The organism is Pseudomonas sp. BF-R-24 (genome assembly GCF_019947335.1).
GTDB classification, from domain to species: domain Bacteria; phylum Pseudomonadota; class Gammaproteobacteria; order Pseudomonadales; family Pseudomonadaceae; genus Aquipseudomonas; species Aquipseudomonas jessenii.
In genome coordinates this window covers 242,958-258,803 of the sequence record NZ_JAGYGG010000005.1, presented here as the reverse complement: position 1 = coordinate 258,803, position 15,846 = coordinate 242,958, and the positions used below count along the sequence as shown (strand labels likewise).

The 15,846-nt window shown below is 60.1% G+C and carries 12 protein-coding genes and 2 tRNA genes; 4 read left to right on the top strand and 10 right to left on the bottom strand.

What is annotated here, in order from left to right; genetic code table 11:
- Positions 1 to 91: 91 nt before the first annotated feature.
- The 7 genes from dnaB to rnr form a co-directional block, all read right to left on the bottom strand.
- Positions 92 to 1,489, bottom strand: coding sequence for a replicative DNA helicase (dnaB, locus tag KGA98_RS06520; RefSeq protein ID WP_007915846.1), 1,398 nt, complete (start codon positions 1,487 to 1,489; stop codon positions 92 to 94).
- A 123-nt stretch (positions 1,490 to 1,612) separates the two neighbouring features.
- Entirely contained in the window at positions 1,613 to 2,059 is a 447-nt protein-coding gene (gene rplI, locus KGA98_RS06515; RefSeq protein WP_007973276.1) for a 50S ribosomal protein L9, read from the bottom strand.
- A 19-nt stretch (positions 2,060 to 2,078) separates the two neighbouring features.
- A complete protein-coding gene (locus tag KGA98_RS06510) occupies positions 2,079 to 2,972 on the bottom strand; it encodes a hypothetical protein (RefSeq protein WP_056725445.1) in 894 nt (297 codons plus the stop codon).
- 36 nt (positions 2,973 to 3,008) lie between these two features.
- The gene (gene rpsR, locus KGA98_RS06505) at positions 3,009 to 3,239 is read right to left on the bottom strand and encodes a 30S ribosomal protein S18 (RefSeq protein ID WP_002551829.1); all 231 of its coding nucleotides are present in this window, start codon (positions 3,237 to 3,239) and stop codon (positions 3,009 to 3,011) included.
- Between the two features lie 28 nt (positions 3,240 to 3,267).
- Positions 3,268 to 3,690, bottom strand: a complete 423-nt coding sequence (rpsF, locus tag KGA98_RS06500; RefSeq protein ID WP_008048087.1) for a 30S ribosomal protein S6 — start codon at positions 3,688 to 3,690, stop codon at positions 3,268 to 3,270.
- A gap of 318 nt (positions 3,691 to 4,008) precedes the next feature.
- On the bottom strand, positions 4,009 to 4,776 hold the full coding sequence (rlmB, locus tag KGA98_RS06495; RefSeq protein WP_007973273.1) for a 23S rRNA (guanosine(2251)-2'-O)-methyltransferase RlmB: 768 nt from the start codon (positions 4,774 to 4,776) through the stop codon (positions 4,009 to 4,011).
- Positions 4,773 to 7,400, bottom strand: coding sequence for a ribonuclease R (gene rnr / locus KGA98_RS06490; RefSeq protein ID WP_223501883.1), 2,628 nt, complete (start codon positions 7,398 to 7,400; stop codon positions 4,773 to 4,775). Before rnr ends, rlmB begins: the two co-directional genes overlap by 4 nt.
- 225 nt (positions 7,401 to 7,625) lie before the next feature.
- Between rnr and KGA98_RS06485 the strand changes: the two genes are divergently transcribed.
- The 4 genes from KGA98_RS06485 (at position 7,626) to KGA98_RS06470 (ending at position 10,814) form a co-directional block, all read left to right on the top strand.
- Positions 7,626 to 7,712, top strand: a tRNA-Leu gene (locus KGA98_RS06485).
- A 167-nt stretch (positions 7,713 to 7,879) separates the two neighbouring features.
- A tRNA-Leu gene (locus KGA98_RS06480) sits at positions 7,880 to 7,966 on the top strand.
- Positions 7,967 to 8,238: 272 nt separating this feature from the next.
- Positions 8,239 to 9,249, top strand: a complete 1,011-nt coding sequence (locus tag KGA98_RS06475) for an extracellular solute-binding protein (RefSeq protein ID WP_090452819.1) — start codon at positions 8,239 to 8,241, stop codon at positions 9,247 to 9,249.
- A complete protein-coding gene (locus KGA98_RS06470) occupies positions 9,249 to 10,814 on the top strand; it encodes an ABC transporter permease (protein WP_223501882.1) in 1,566 nt (521 codons plus the stop codon). The genes KGA98_RS06475 and KGA98_RS06470 overlap by 1 nt, the downstream gene beginning before the upstream one ends.
- Before the next feature lie 120 nt (positions 10,815 to 10,934).
- Here the strand turns inward: KGA98_RS06470 and KGA98_RS06465 are convergent, their stop codons facing one another.
- From KGA98_RS06465 to KGA98_RS06455, 3 genes are all read right to left on the bottom strand, one after another.
- Positions 10,935 to 12,869 (bottom strand): methyl-accepting chemotaxis protein, encoded by a 1,935-nt coding sequence (locus KGA98_RS06465; RefSeq protein WP_223501881.1) that lies wholly within the window; start codon positions 12,867 to 12,869, stop codon positions 10,935 to 10,937.
- A gap of 150 nt (positions 12,870 to 13,019) precedes the next feature.
- Positions 13,020 to 14,309 carry an adenylosuccinate synthase gene (locus KGA98_RS06460; RefSeq protein ID WP_007973267.1) on the bottom strand — a complete coding sequence of 430 codons (1,290 nt, stop codon included), beginning with the start codon at positions 14,307 to 14,309 and terminating at the stop codon, positions 13,020 to 13,022.
- Between the two features lie 54 nt (positions 14,310 to 14,363).
- Positions 14,364 to 15,551, bottom strand: coding sequence for an ATP phosphoribosyltransferase regulatory subunit (locus KGA98_RS06455; RefSeq protein WP_007973265.1), 1,188 nt, complete (start codon positions 15,549 to 15,551; stop codon positions 14,364 to 14,366).
- Positions 15,552 to 15,846 lie beyond the last annotated feature (295 nt).

Below are 15,846 nucleotides of genomic sequence, written 5' to 3'. Positions count from 1 at the left end.
GGCTCGTGGGCGCGGAGATGGGTATAAGAGACAGAGTCGACATAGATGTTGCCTGACACACTGCCTTCGCGAGCAAGCCCGCTCCCACAGGTTATTCGTCGTCGTCGAAGTTATAGCTACCCGGCGCCAGGTTCTCGAAACGGGTGTACTTGCCGATGAACGCCAGGCGGATAAAACCGATCGGCCCGTTACGCTGCTTGCCGATGATGATTTCGGCGATGCCCTTGTGCTCGGTCTCCGGGTGATACACCTCGTCGCGGTAAACGAACATGATCACGTCGGCGTCCTGCTCGATCGCTCCGGATTCCCGCAAGTCGGAGTTCACCGGGCGTTTGTTTGGCCGTTGCTCCAGGGAACGATTGAGCTGCGAGAGCGCCACCACCGGACAGTTGAATTCCTTGGCCAGGGCTTTCAGGGATCGGGAGATCTCGGAAATCTCGTTGGTCCGGTTGTCACCGCTGGAGCCCGGGATCTGCATCAGTTGCAGGTAGTCGATCATGATCAGGCCGACATCGCCGTGTTCACGCACCAGACGGCGGGTCCGGGCGCGCATTTCCGACGGGCTGATGCCGGCGGTATCGTCGATGAACAGCTTGCGGTCGTTGAGCAGGTTGACCGCCGAGGTCAGGCGCGGCCAGTCGTCATCTTCCAGCTGGCCGGAACGGACCTTGGTCTGGTCGATACGCCCCAGGGAAGACAACATACGCATGATCAGCGATTCACCTGGCATCTCGAGGGAGTAAACCAGGACGGCCTTCTCGCTACGCAACACGGCGTTTTCCACCAGGTTCATCGCAAAGGTGGTTTTACCCATGGATGGACGGCCAGCGACGATGATCAGGTCGGACGGTTGCAGGCCGCTGGTTTTCTCGTCGAGGTCGGTGTAGCCGGTGGACAGGCCGGTGATGGCGTTGTCGGTGTTGAACAGGGTGTCGATGCGGTCGATGGCTTTGGTCAGCAGGTCGTTGACGCCCACCGGGCCACCGGTTTTCGGTCGGGCCTCGGCGATCTGGAAGATCTGCCGTTCAGCCTCGTCGAGAATCTCCGCGGCAGTGCGACCTTCAGGGTTGAACGCGCTGTCGGCGATTTCGGTACTGATACCGATCAGCTGGCGCAACGTCGCCCGTTCGCGAACGATCTGCGCATAGGCCTTGATGTTGGCGACGGACGGGGTGTTTTTCGCCAGTTCACCGAGGTAACCGAGGCCACCGACTTGCGAAGTCTGACCTTCCTTGTCCAGTTGCTCGGACAGGGTCACGACATCGATCGGCATGTTCTGATCGGCCAGCTTGGCGATCGCACGGAAAATCAGGCGGTGGTCATGTCGATAGAAATCGCCGTCGGAGACTTGATCGAGCACGCGTTCCCAGGCGTTGTTGTCCAGCATCAGACCACCGAGCACGGCCTGTTCGGCCTCGATGGAGTGCGGCGGCACCTTCAGGGCGGCGGTTTGCAGATCGTATTGCTCGGGAGCGGAGATATCGTTCATGGCCACTTGTGTTTTGGGTGATGAAAAGCAGGGGGTTCAGAAAGACAAAGGGCACGACCTGTAAACAGGATCGTGCCCGATGTTACCGGCAAGCACCCGAGGGTGCCAGCCGACAAGTGCTGCTTAAGCTGCTACCACGACAACGCGTACGGTGGCTTCAACTTCGGCGTGCAGGTGCACGGCTACGTCGAATTCGCCTACGTTGCGGATGGTGCCGTTCGGCAGACGAACTTCGCTCTTCTGCACTTCAACGCCGGAGGCGGTCAGTGCGTCAGCGATGTCGTGAGTACCGATCGAACCGAACAGCTTGCCTTCGTCGCCAGCGGTGGCAGTGATGGTCACTTCCAGCTCGGCCAGTTGGGCAGCGCGGCTTTCAGCCGATGCTTTGCGATCTGCTGCAGCTTTTTCCAGCTCAGCGCGACGCTCTTCGAACGCAGCCAGGTTGGCTGGGGTCGCAGCGGTAGCTTTGCCGTAAGGCAGCAGGTAGTTACGACCGTAACCAGCCTTAACGTTCACTTTGTCACCCAGGTTGCCCAGGTTGGTGACTTTTTCCAGAAGGATCAGTTGCATGTGAAAATCCTCTTAACTTTTAACCTTCACCGTTCGCGTTATCGGCATCTTTCGGTGCCGAACGACCGCGAAAATCAATCAGGCTGTCGACGATGGCCAGGACCACCAGCAACGGATAGATCAGTTGCATGAACAGCAACAGCGTCACGTACAACCCCACCAGCCAGAACCTGGCCAGTCGCTTCTGCGCCACCAGCCCGTGAATCAGGGCCAGCCCGGCGAACACCAGCGGTACGCTGCACAACGGCGTCAACATGGCCATCTGTGAACCGAGATTCGGCCCCAGAAGCATGCACGCCAGCAGCAACATCGCCGGCAACAGCGGGATGCGGATGGCGCGAAACTCGCGACCAAAACCGCCCGGGTTGTACAACAACGCCTGCCAGTAACGCCCGACAAGCAGGCTCAGCAAGCTGACGATTTGCAACAACGCCGCAATCAGGCCGGTCAGGACCGGTGCAATCAGGGACGCGAAACGCGCTTGTTCGTCTACCGACAACTTCTGGTAGACATCACCGAGTAGCGACGGCATGACTTTGATCAAAGCCTGCGCCAGCATCTCGATCTGGGGAGCAAAAGCTGTCCCCAACACCACTGAAAACACCACTCCCATCGCTATGCTGACCAGCAGCACGCGGTTCCAGGACTCGCTTGCGCGCAAAACCAACGCAAGGCTCGCAGACCCCAGCAGCACCAGAAGTGCCCGTGGGTCGTCGGAGTAAAGCCACCAGGCCAATGCCGGCAGCAGTCCCAGAGCAAGAACGCCCAGGGCGTCCCTCAATCCGCGCCGCAGGAGCACAAGGCATCCGGCAGCAGCACCCAACCAATACAACAACGGCAATGCCGCGCATCCAGCCACTACCAGAGTGGCCTGCATACGGCCGCGCATGATGAACTCAGCTATGGCCCGCATGCATTCAATCCTTTGCTACGTGTCGACTGCCCGGTCTCAGCGGCCGTGGCTGTCGGTGTAGGCCAGCAGGGCCAGGAAGCGGGCGCGCTTGATAGCGGTGGCCAGCTGACGCTGATAACGAGCTTTGGTACCGGTGATGCGGCTTGGAACGATTTTGCCGGTCTCGGATACGTAGGCTTTCAGAGTGTTGAGATCTTTGTAATCGATCTCTTTCACGTCTTCAGCGGTGAAGCGGCAGAATTTACGACGACGGAAGAAACGTGCCATGTAATTGGCTCCTTAAAAGGTCCGTGGATTACTCGTCAGCGTTATCGCTGTTGTCGCTGTCATCACTATCAGCGCTTTCAGCGCCTTCGTGCTCAGGACGGTCGCGACGCTCACGGCGCTCACTGCGGTTTTCTTCAGCCTTGAGCATCTCGGACTGGCCGGTAACGGCTTCGTCGCGACGGATGACCAGGTTACGGATCACTGCATCGTTGTAGCGGAAGTTGTCTTCCAGCTCGGCCAGGGCCTTGCCGGTGCACTCAACGTTCAGCATCACGTAGTGAGCCTTGTGAACATTGTTGATTGCGTAGGCCAGTTGACGACGGCCCCAATCTTCCAGACGGTGGATTTTGCCGCCGTCTTCTTCGATCAGCTTGGTGTAACGCTCAACCATGCCGCCGACTTGCTCGCTTTGATCCGGGTGGACCAAAAAGATGATTTCGTAATGACGCATGAATGCTCCTTACGGGTTGTAGCCTGCCGCTCAAAAGCGGTCAGACAAGGAGTGAATGACACTTATGGACTTGCGGACGCTAGACACGTTGGTGCCTGCCATCACAGCAAGGGGCGCAATTGTAGAGAAGGGGCGAGGGAGGCGCAAGGTAATTGGTGATTATTTGAACAGTCCGTTCGAACCACCAATCTTCAACATAACGCATAACCAATGTGGGAGCGGGCTTGCTCGCGAATGCGGCACTACACCCAACATCTTTGCTGAATGTTACTCCGCTTTCGCGAGCAAGCCCGCCCCCACATTTTGATTGCGTCGAGCTTAGGACTTCTTGGCAGCAGCCTTGGCTTTGACGCTGCGCTGACGCTGCGCTTCGAACAGGCAGACACCCGTCGCCACGGAAACGTTGAGACTGCTGACGCTACCGGCCATCGGCAGGTTGACCAGGTAGTCGCAATGCTCGCGGGTCAGGCGACGCATGCCCTTGCCTTCGGCACCCATGATCAGGATGGTCGGGCCGGTCAGATCCTGGTCATACAGGCTGACCTCAGCTTCACCGGCCGTGCCGACAACCCACAAGCCGCGCTGCTGGAGCTTTTCCAGGGTGCGCGCCAGGTTGGTCACGGCAACCAGCGGAATCACTTCCGCCGCACCGCAGGCGATTTTTCGTACAACCGGAGTCAGGGTCGCTGACTTGTCCTTCGGCACGATCACGGCCAGCGCGCCCGCCGCATCGGCGGAGCGCAGGCAGGCGCCGAGGTTGTGCGGATCGGTCACGCCGTCGAGCACCAGCAACAACGGTGCGCCGTCGGTGCGGTCGAGCAGCTCGTCGAGCATCGCCTCGCCCCAGACCTGGCTCGGACTCACGTCCGCGACCACACCCTGGTGCACGCCTTCAACCCAGGCGTCCATTTCACGGCGCTCGGCCTGCCCGACCTGGACCCGGTTTTCGTTGGCCAACTCAATCAGCGTCTGGACCCGAGGGTCATTGCGACCTTCGGCCAACCAGATCTGCTTCACGCGTTTCGGGTGGTGACGCAACAACGCTTCTACAGCATGTACGCCGTAGATCTTTTCCAACTGACTCATGGCTTGGCCTTAGGTTTACGCGCCCCGCCACTCTTGGCTGGAGCCGAGCCCGCTTTTGGCGGGCCTTTACGATGTTTGCTCGGTTTGGCTGGCTTGCCGCCGACGGCCTTGTCAGGCGTCGACCGACTGGTCTTTCCCCCAGACGCCGCTTTACCGCCGCTTTTCGCACCGGCGAGCAACGCCTGCTTCATTTCACGACTTTTGCGCACTTCGGCGTTTTTCGCCGCTGCATCGCTCGGGCGATAGGCCTCTACAGCCTTTTCCTTGGCAGGACGACGACCGGTTTTCGCCGGGGCCGGTTCGGCTTCGACTTTCGCAGCGGGCGCCGTGCTTTCGGTACCACGCTTCTTGCGGCCGATCGGCGCGCTGATGGTTTTCTCGGCCATCTCGAAGTCGATCTTGCGTTCGTCGAGGTCGACGCGCATGACACGCACTTCCACGGTATCGCCCAAGCGGAAGCTGCGACCGGTACGCTCACCGGCCAGGCGGTGGTGCACAGGATCGAAGTGGTAGTAATCGCCCGGCAGCGCGGTGACGTGCACCAGGCCTTCGACGTAGATATCGGTCAGTTCGACGAACAGGCCAAAACCGGTCACGGCGGTGATCACACCCGGGAACGACTCGCCAACGCGATCTTTCATGAACTCGCACTTGAGCCAGTTCACTACGTCGCGGGTCGCTTCGTCGGCACGACGCTCGCTCATCGAGCACTGCTCGCCGAGTTGCTCCAGGGCCGCTTCGTCGTACGGATAGATGCGCGCTTTCGGAATGGTCATCGCACCGGCACGGCGAACGTGCGGGGTGTCCTGCTTCGAATGGATCACGCTGCGAATCGCCCGGTGCGTGAGCAAGTCCGGGTAGCGGCGGATCGGCGAAGTGAAGTGGGTGTACGCCTCGTAATTCAGGCCGAAGTGGCCCTGGTTATCGGCGCTGTACACCGCCTGGCTCAACGAACGCAGCATGACAGTCTGGATCAGGTGGAAATCCGGACGATCCTTGATGCCGGCCAGCAGTGCCTGGTAATCCTTCGGCGACGGACCGTCCTTGCCTTTGTGCAGGGACAGGCCGAGCTCGCCGAGGAACGCGCGCAGCTTTTCCAGGCGCTCCGGTGGCGGGCCATCGTGAACGCGATACAGCGCCGGAATTTCGTGCTTCTTCAGGAATTCGGCGGTGGCCACGTTGGCCGCCAGCATGCATTCCTCGATCAGCTTGTGCGCATCGTTGCGCACGGTCGGACGAATTTCGGCGATCTTGCGCTCGGAACCGAAGATGATCCGGGTTTCCTGGGTTTCGAAATCGATCGCGCCACGGACGTGACGGGCCGCCAGCAACACCTTGTACAGCGAGTACAACTGCTTGAGGTGCGGCACCACGTCGGTGTATTCACCGCGCAGCTTGCGAGCTTCGGTGGCTTTCGGCGTTTCCAGCATCGCGCTGACCTTGTTGTAGGTCAGGCGCGCATGGGAGTGAATCACCGCTTCGTAGAAGCAGTAGTCGGTCATTTCACCGGACTTGGAGATGGTCATCTCGCAAACCATGGCCAGGCGATCGACTTGCGGGTTCAGCGAGCACAAACCGTTGGACAGCTGCTCAGGCAGCATCGGAATCACGCGCTCGGGGAAGTACACCGAGTTGCCGCGAACCTGCGCTTCGGCATCCAGCGCCGAACCGAGTTTCACGTAGCTGGATACGTCGGCAATCGCCACGTACAGCTTCCAGCCGCCCGAGAACAGGCGCAGCTTGCCCGGACGCGCTTCGCAATAGACCGCATCGTCGAAGTCGCGGGCATCTTCGCCGTCGATGGTGACGAACGGCAGATGACGCAGGTCGATGCGCTTCTCTTTGTCTTTCTCTTCGACTTCCGGCTTGAGCTTGCCGGCTTCCTTGAGCACGGCGTCAGGCCAGACGTGAGGAATGTCGTAGGTACGCAGGGCAACATCGATTTCCATGCCCGGCGCCATGTAGTTGCCCACGACTTCAACCACGTCGCCTTGCGGCTGGAAGCGTGGCGTCGGCCAGTGAGTGATCTTCACTTCGACGAACTGACCGATCTGCGCGTTGGCGTTACGACCCGGCGTCACCAGCACTTCCTGCTGGATCTTCGGATTGTCCGCAACCACGAAACCGATGCCGCCCTCTTCGAAGTAGCGGCCGACGATGGTTTCGTGAGCGCGGGACACCACTTCGACGATCATGCCTTCGCGGCGACCACGACGGTCCAGGCCGGATACCCGGGCCAGGGCACGGTCACCATCGAACACCAGACGCATCTGCGCCGGGCTCATGAACAGGTCGTCACTGCCGTCGTCCGGCACCAGGAAGCCGAAGCCGTCGCGGTGACCGCTGATGCGACCCAGGATCAGGTCAAGCTTGTCCACCGGTGCATAAGTGCCGCGACGGGTATAGATGAGTTGAGCATCGCGCTCCATGGCGCGCAGACGGCGGCGCAGGGCTTCGATCTGGTCTTCTGTGGTCAGACCAAACTCTTCGACCAGTTGCTCGCGGTTAGCAGGCGAACCTCGATCAGCAAGGTGCTGAAGGATCAGTTCGCGGCTAGGAATAGGGTTTTCATATTTTTCCGCTTCACGAGCGGCCTCGGGATCGAGGGACTGCCAATCGGCCATTAGAGAGTTTTCACCTTGTCTATATGCGGGTTAGTTTGGCATAGGCGTAATGAAACGGGAAATTTCAGGCTAAGACGCCCCATCTAAAGCCCTGTATCGACACATCAAAGCTGAATTGCAGACCGCTGGTGAATTTTTTCAGGTTTTTTTGTGGCCGGGGGTTTACAGTTAAAAAGACGCTCCGTATAGTGCGCGCCATCGACGACGGACAACGTTGCCGATACTGCCCAGATGGTGAAATTGGTAGACACGCCAGCTTCAGGTGCTGGTGACCGCAAGGTCGTGGAAGTTCGAGTCTTCTTCTGGGCACCAATTTCGAGCTTGAGATTAGTTCAATTTCAAGGCTCACACAAAAACCCGCGAAAGCGGGTTTTTGCATTTTTGACCACTGATTTATTAATTTTAAAATCAGGGGTTTACAGATCAAAACGCTCTCCGTATAGTGCGCCACATCAACAGCGGCAACGCTGAAGATGAATGCCCAGATGGTGAAATTGGTAGACACGCCAGCTTCAGGTGCTGGTGACCTTACGGTCGTGGAAGTTCGAGTCTTCTTCTGGGCACCAATTCAAATTCAAGGTTACGACCTTGGATTTCACAAAAACCCGCGAAAGCGGGTTTTTGCGTTTCTGGCATTTGAAAACATCCCCTCTCCCTTGTAGGAGCGAGCTTGCTCGCGATGGTTGCGCAGGCAACGCATTTCTCCAGACACCCCTCGTTTTCGTTCACGCCCATCGCGAGCAAGCTCGCTCCTACAGGATTTATCGGCGCATTTGAGAAACAATATCGTTTATCATTGTTACAAGTTTTTGCAATGTGACAGTGAGGAACCCTGCGAATGATGTTTCGAAATACCCTGCGCCGCGGCCTGATCACCACCCTCCTCGGCCTGGCACTCGCCACTCCCCTCACCCAAGCCGCCGATCCGGTTGCCCTGACTCTCTACAACGGCCAGCACAAAGAAGTCGGCGACGCGGTCGCCAAGGCCTTCGAAGCCAAGACCGGGATCCACGTCAATGTGCGCAAAGGCAGCAGCAACCAGCTCGCCAGCCAGATCGTCGAAGAAGGCGATCGCTCCCCCGCCGACGTGATCTACACCGAAGAATCGCCACCCCTGAACAAACTCGGCGAACAAGGCCTGCTGGCCAAGACTGATGACGCCACACTGGCCGTTCTGCCCAAGGAATACGTCGCCGGCAACGGCACCTGGATTGGCGTGACCGCCCGGGTGCGCGTCGTTGCGTTCAACCCCAAGCTGATCGATGAAAAAGACCTGCCGACCTCGGTGATGGAATTTTCCGACCCGAAATGGCAAGGCAAGGTCGGCTTCGTACCCACCAGCGGCGCCTTCCAGGAGCAAGCGGTCGCGATCATCAAGGTGCACGGCATGGACGCAGCCGAAGAGTGGCTGACCGGTCTGCGTGCATTCGGCAAGACCTACAGCAACAACATGGTTGCATTGAAAGCGGTGGAAAATGGCGAAGTCGCCACCGTACTCGTCAACAATTACTATTGGTTCGCCCTGCAGCGTGAAAAAGGCCAGCTCGACTCGAAACTGCATTACTTCAGCGGTGGCGATGTCGGCGGACTGATCACGGTTTCCAGTGCTGCTGTGCTCAAATCCAGCAAACACCCCAAGGAAGCACAGCAGTTGCTCGCCTACATGGCCAGCGAGGAAGGCCAGCGCGTGATCACCCAGACCACCGCCGAATACCCGCTGCACAAAGGCATGGAGTCTGATCGCGGACTCAAGCCATTCAGCGAGTTGCAAGCGCCGAAAGTCACGCCAGCCGACCTCGGCAATGCCGAAGAAGCCCTGGACCTGGAACGTGACGTTGGCTTGAACTGATGAGCGCATCGCTATCTGCCACCAGTCTGCGCAGCAACAACGCGCCCCGCCGCAAGCGTCCACCGATAGGGTTGATGTTGCCGGTCTTGCTGCTGGTCGTCCTCAGCTTCCTGCCGCTGGCCTATGTCGGACTCAAAGCCTGGCAAGCAGGCTGGGCAGAAGCACTGCATTTGCTATGGCGACCTTATGTGTTCGGCTTGCTGCGCAACACACTCGCATTGATGATTGGCGTCACCATTGTTTGCGGGGTAGTCGGCCTTTCGCTGGCCTGGTTGCTCGAGCGCAGCAATCTGCCGGGCCGACGATTGTGGGGCGTGATTCTCTGCCTGCCATTTGCCGTACCGGCCTTTGTCAGCAGCTTCACATGGGTTTCCCTCAGCGCTCATTTCGAAGGGCTCGGCGGGGCGATCCTGGTGATGAGCCTGTCCAAGTATCCGTTGATCTTTCTGCCCGTGGCGGCAACCTTGCGCAATCTCGATCCATCCCTGGAAGAGTCGGCTCGCACACTGGGGCAAAATCGCTGGGGCGTGTTCTTTCGCGTCACCCTGCCCCTGCTCTGGCCTTCGTTGCTGGCGGGCTCGTTGCTGATTGCCCTGCACATGCTAGTGGAGTTCGGCGCCTTGTCGATCATCGGCCTGCAAACCTTCACCACGGCGATCTATCAGCAGTTCGAGCTGGAGTTCAGCAATGCCAACGCGGCGATGCTCTCCGCCGTACTGCTGATGTTGTGCCTGGCGCTGCTGTGGCTGGAGCTGCGCGTGCGCGGCAAGGGTCGACACGTGCGCACCGGACAGGGTGCGGCGCGACGCGCGGAACAGGTTCAACTGGGACCCTGGGCTGTGGCGGGACAGCTTTATTGCCTGTTGCTGGCAATCATTGGCAGCGGGATTCCGCTGGGGATGCTGGTCTACTGGCTGGCGGTAGGAACATCGGCAGCCTTTCCCGTAGCGGCAATCGGCGAAGCATTGCTGTCGTCCCTCGCCCTGTCGCTGGGTGGCGCTGCTCTGTGCCTGGTGCTGGCGGTGCCGGTCGGCCTGCTGGTCGTGCGCTACAAAGGCCAACTGGCGATCTGGGCCGAGCGCCTGCCCTATCTGCTGCATGCGCTGCCGGGTCTGGTCATTGCCCTGACCCTGGTGTATTTCGCCCTGCACTACGTGCCGATGCTTTACCAGACTTCGGCATTGCTGCTGATCGCCTATGCCCTGCTGTTTCTGCCGCTGGCCCAGGCGCCGATCCGCACCGCCCTGAACAAGGCGGCACCGCAGCTTGAGGAGGCGGCGCGCACGCTGGGAGCCTCGTCATTCAGTGCCTTCTGCCGAGTGACACTGCCGATTATTTTCCCGGCGCTGGGGGCGGCTTTTGCCCTGGTGTTCCTGGATGCAATGAAGGAGCTGACGGCGACCTTGCTGCTGAGCCCCACCGGGCTCAATACGCTGGCGACGGAAGTCTGGGCGCATACCGCGAATGTGGAGTTTGCGGCGGCGGCGCCTTATGCGGCGTTGTTGATATTGGTGTCGGGGTTGCCGGTCTATTTGCTGACGACCCGGATGTATCTGAGCCGCTGAAACCGCTTTCGCGAGCAAGCCCGCTCCCACAGTGGTCCTCTGTCGAACACAAATATGATGTTCACAAAGAGCCAATGTGGGAGCGGGCTTGCTCGCGAAGGGGCCGGCACTAACAACCGATCAAGCCCTGAACTGCCCCAGGCTCGCCTTCAACTGCGCCGCCAGACCATCGAGCACCTTGCCGCTCGCCGTAGTCTCCACGACAGCTTGCGCCGCTTTCTCGGCCTGAGCATGAATGGTCTGCACCCGCCCCCGCACTGCCTGCGCGCCCTGCGCCTGATGCGCTGCAGCCTGGGTAGCCAAACCGATCGCCGCATGGACCTGCTCGACGGATGCCTGCACCGACTGCTGCAACCGCGCACTGTCACGCAGCACCAGTAAACCCTCACTGGCCTGGCGCCCGGCCTGACCGATCGCCGCCACCGCCTCACGCGCACCTTGCTGCAAGGCCACGATGTGCGCCTGAATATCGCCGGTGGAGCTTTGCGTCTTGCTCGCCAGCGCCCGCACCTCATCGGCCACCACGGCAAACCCGCGCCCGGTCTCGCCGGCACGCGCCGCCTCAATCGCTGCGTTCAACGCCAGCAGGTTGGTCTGTTCGGCGATGCCGTGAATCACCGTCAGCACCACCTCGATTTGCTCACTTTGCTGCGCCAGGCGCTCGATCACTTGCGCGCCAGTGTTGACCTGACCCGCCAGCTCCTCGATCAGGCTGCCGACTTTCGCCGAGGTCCGGGTGTTTTCATCGGTGGCCTGACGAATGTCCACCACCTGCTTCAGCGCCGCCTGCATGGCATGGCTTTCCGACTGCGCCTCATCAGCCATTTGCGACAAGGCGCGCAAACTCTCCGCCACCTCGTCGCGCTGCATGCCAGCCGCCGCGTCCGCACCTGCGTTGCGCAAGGTCATGGCGCCGATCTCCACGCCGGTACGCCGGGCGACATCCCCCGCCTCACGCACGATCGGCTGCAACTTATCCACAAAGCGATTGACCGCCGAGGCCATGTCGCCGATTTCATCCTTGCTGTTGATCTGCACACGCTTGGTCAGATCACCCTCGCCCGCCGCCAGGTCATCCATGGCAACGATCAACATTTTCAGGCGATTGACCACTCGGCGACCGAGCACCACCGCCAACAACAGCAGGACACCGAAGCCCACCACCGCCAGACACACGCCGATGCGCCAGCGCAATGTCGTAGCAGCCTCCTGCACGGTGCTGGTGGTATTGGCCTTCATTTCCGCCGCCGTGGACTGCGCCGACTGCAGACGCGAGCGCATGGCCGTTGCGCTGTCAGCAGCCGCACCCTTGAGGCTGTCGCCCACCAGTTGATCGCTGCTGGCGATCAACGCCGAGAAGCGCTTGTCGAGGGCCGCCAGATCAGTCTCCACGGAAGCCGTCGAGACCCCCATCAGGACCTTGCCGATTTCTACGCCGTTAGGATTGATCGGAGCCTCGATGTAGAACACCGAAGGATCGTTCTTCGCCGCATCCAGCACCTTGTCCAGCGCACGCTCGCCCTGGCCTTTTTCCAGCAGCGCCTTGTTGATCGGGTTTTCCCGATTGAGGTAGCGCGTCAGGTGCTGGCCGGTGGCGTCGTCATACACCACGAACAGCACATTGGGATTGCGCTGGGCCCGGCGGGCGAACTCGGAAAGTGTCGGAATGTCGTTGTCCCACATGGCGCGAGGCGCGACGGAAGCCAGAAGCTGCGCCATGTCGCTAGCGGAGTCCTTCAGGTCCTTTTCCAGGGTCGAACGCAATTGCGCCTGCTCCTGCTCAAGACGCGAGGACAAACCGGCGGTCAGGCGCTGACGCGTACTGGTAGAGAGACTGTCGAGGCTCGACGTGACTTCGCGTCCCGCCTGCTCAAGCTCAGCGGAAAGCTTTTGACTGTCCGCGCCCAGGCGCAGGCCCAGATCGGCTTCCAGCGCGGTCACCGTGCTCCGGGTCAGAGCGACAGCTACCAGCACCTGCACCAAAAGGGCGATACCAAGGGTAACGAACACGGGCCGCAACAAACGGCTCTGTAACAATGAGAGAACGGCCGACACTTGATATCCCTCTGCAAAAGCGCCATTAAATTGATGGCACGCCAAAAGTGACGTTTTAGGCAAAGCTAATAGCAAAGGTCATGCCGTCCAGCAGGCATAAACGACAAAGGCCCCAATGAAGGGGCCTTTGTGTTTTACATCAACGACTTATCAAGCAAACGGATGGCGCAGGACGATGGTTTCGTTGCGGTCCGGGCCCGTCGAAATAATGTCGATCGGCGCGCCGATCAGCTCTTCGACGCGCTTGATGTAAGCACGGGCGTTAGCTGGCAACTCTTCCAGGGTTTTGGCACCCACGGTCGATTCGGTCCAGCCCGGCACTTCTTCGTACACAGGCTGCAGGCCTACATAGCTGTCAGCATCAGTCGGGGCAACGGCCTTGCCTTCTGCATCTTTATAGCCGACGCAGATGTTGATGGTTTCCAGACCGTCGAGCACGTCCAGCTTGGTCAGGCAGATGCCCGAGATGCTGTTCACATCGATAGCGCGACGCAGGATAACGGCGTCGAACCAGCCACAACGACGGGCACGGCCGGTAGTCGCGCCGAACTCGTGACCTTGTTTAGCCAGGTGCGCGCCGACTTCGTCGAACAGCTCCGTCGGGAATGGACCCGAGCCTACACGGGTGGTGTAAGCCTTGGTGATGCCCAGGATGTAGTCCAGGAACATAGGGCCGACACCCGAACCGGTAGCAACGCCGCCAGCGGTGGTGTTGGAACTGGTCACGTACGGGTAGGTACCGTGGTCGATGTCCAGCAACGAACCTTGGGCACCTTCGAACATGATGTCTTTGCCAGCACGACGCAGGTCGTGCAGCTCGGCAGTCACGTCCAGCATCAGCGGCTTGAGCAGCTCAGCGTATTCTTTGCACTCGGCCAGGGTCTTGTCGAAGTCGATGGCTGGCTCTTTGTAGTAACCAACCAGCATGAAGTTGTGGTAATCCACCAGTTCACGCAACTTGTCTTCAAAGCGTGGCATGTTGAGCAGGTCGCCAACACGCAGGCCACGACGTGCAACCTTGTCTTCGTATGCCGGGCCGATGCCACGACCGGTAGTACCGATCTTCAGCTCGCCACGGGCCTTTTCACGGGCCTGGTCCAGCGCAACGTGGAAGGACAGGATCAGCGGGCAGGATGGGCTGATACGCAGGCGCTCGCGCACCGGTACGCCCTTCTCTTCCAGCTTGGTGATTTCCCGCAGCAGAGCGTCGGGTGCAACCACCACGCCGTTGCCGATCAGGCACTGCACGCCTTCGCGCAGCACGCCCGACGGAATCAGGTGCAAGACGGTCTTCTCACCGTCGATCACCAGGGTGTGGCCAGCGTTGTGGCCACCCTGGTAGCGCACTACGGCGGCAGCATGTTCGGTCAGCAGATCAACGATCTTGCCTTTGCCCTCATCACCCCATTGGGTGCCCAGGACTACGACATTCTTACCCATAACACTTGTCCTCATTCGCGCAAACTTGGTGCCGGCGGCAGCCGGCAGGAAAACTCAAGAAGCCAGTGGCGATACTTGCCAAAGCCCGTTCTGCTGAATCAATTGCCGGTCGCAGTCCGCTTCACGGGCGGCGGCCAAAGGTTGTCCAGGCAAAGCCTGAACGACACGCTGACCCTCACTGCGCAACTGGCAAACCTGCTGCCAGAGTGCCGCATCCGTACTGTCAGGCATCCAGATACCGCCAGACGGTAGCTCGATCTCAGCACGCCCCAGGGTCACCAGGGTTTTCAAATCGGTGGAGAAGCCGGTCGCCGGACGGGCGCGACCGAAGTCGGCGCCGATGTCGTCGTAACGACCGCCCTGGGCAATGGACTGGCCAACACCCGGTACGAACACAGCGAACACCACACCGGTGTGGTAGTGGTAGCCACGCAGCTCGCCCAGGTCGAAATACAGCGGCAGCTCAGGGAAACGCACGGACAGCCGCTCGGCAATCGCCAGCAAATCGTCCAGCGCTGCCAGAACAGGGGCCGGCGCCTTTGCCAGACGCTCGCGGGCCGCAGCCAGCACTTCACGACCGCCACACAGGTCGACCAACGCCCGCAGCATGCCCGACAGATCGGCAGGCAAGCCTTCGGTCAAGGTAATGACCTCGTCGATGGCCTTACGTTGCAAGGCATCGAACAACTGCTGCTCGACTTCACCGGACAAACCGGCCGCACGGGCCAGGCCGCGATAGATGCCAACATGACCGAGGTCCATGTGCACATCCGGCACATCGGCCAGTTGCAGCATGGCCAGCATCAGGCTGATGACTTCGACGTCGCTGCTCGGACTGCCGTCGCCGTACAACTCGGCACCCAGTTGAATCGGGCTGCGCGAGGACGACAGGGCGCGAGGCTGAGCGTGCAGGACACTACCGGCATAGCACAGGCGGCTTGGGCCTTCACGACGCAGGGTATGCGCATCGATGCGCGCCACTTGCGGCGTGATGTCGGCGCGAAAACCCATCTGACGGCCCGATTGCGGGTCGATGACCTTGAAGGTGCGCAGATCCAGGTCCTGGCCCGCTCCGGTCAGCAGGGATTCCAGGTACTCGATATGGGGAGTCACGACAAACTCGTAACCCCAGCTCTGGAACAGATCCAACACCTGACGACGCGCGACTTCAATACGCGCAGCTTCCGGTGGCAGTACTTCTTCGATGCCATCTGGCAGAAGCCAGCGGTCTACCGTTGCCATTACGCCTTCCCCTATCTCCGGGCGACCAGCCTGTCGGCGAGCCTTGAGTGAAGCAGAAAATGGTCGGCTTGCGCACAAACCACGCGCATGAGCGACGGAGCGAAAAGCCCTTCTACCGGCTTCGCCAACCACTTTCCTCGAAAAACTGTCGAGCCAATCGGCCCGGCATCTGCTTGAAAACAGCAATCAAACATGCAGACGCAAAAAAGCCGGGAATTTCCCGGCTGCCGCATCATACACACGTTTTCCCAAAGGATCACCCCGCCAGAGGTTTTAGCCGCCCGGCGGGGGATAA

What these genes read in the sequence shown, in the direction of transcription:
- dnaB (WP_007915846.1), bottom strand. Translation starts at nt 1,489, where the DNA reads ATGAACGATATCTCCGCTCCCGAGCAATACGATCTGCAAACCGCCGCC.
- rplI (WP_007973276.1), bottom strand. Translation starts at nt 2,059, where the DNA reads ATGCAACTGATCCTTCTGGAAAAAGTCACCAACCTGGGCAACCTGGGT.
- KGA98_RS06510 (WP_056725445.1), bottom strand. Translation starts at nt 2,972, where the DNA reads ATGCGGGCCATAGCTGAGTTCATCATGCGCGGCCGTATGCAGGCCACT.
- rpsR (WP_002551829.1), bottom strand. Translation starts at nt 3,239, where the DNA reads ATGGCACGTTTCTTCCGTCGTCGTAAATTCTGCCGCTTCACCGCTGAA.
- rpsF (WP_008048087.1), bottom strand. Translation starts at nt 3,690, where the DNA reads ATGCGTCATTACGAAATCATCTTTTTGGTCCACCCGGATCAAAGCGAG.
- rlmB (WP_007973273.1), bottom strand. Translation starts at nt 4,776, where the DNA reads ATGAGTCAGTTGGAAAAGATCTACGGCGTACATGCTGTAGAAGCGTTG.
- rnr (WP_223501883.1), bottom strand. Translation starts at nt 7,400, where the DNA reads ATGGCCGATTGGCAGTCCCTCGATCCCGAGGCCGCTCGTGAAGCGGAA.
- KGA98_RS06475 (WP_090452819.1), top strand. Translation starts at nt 8,239, where the DNA reads ATGATGTTTCGAAATACCCTGCGCCGCGGCCTGATCACCACCCTCCTC.
- KGA98_RS06470 (WP_223501882.1), top strand. Translation starts at nt 9,249, where the DNA reads ATGAGCGCATCGCTATCTGCCACCAGTCTGCGCAGCAACAACGCGCCC.
- KGA98_RS06460 (WP_007973267.1), bottom strand. Translation starts at nt 14,309, where the DNA reads ATGGGTAAGAATGTCGTAGTCCTGGGCACCCAATGGGGTGATGAGGGC.
- KGA98_RS06455 (WP_007973265.1), bottom strand. Translation starts at nt 15,551, where the DNA reads ATGGCAACGGTAGACCGCTGGCTTCTGCCAGATGGCATCGAAGAAGTA.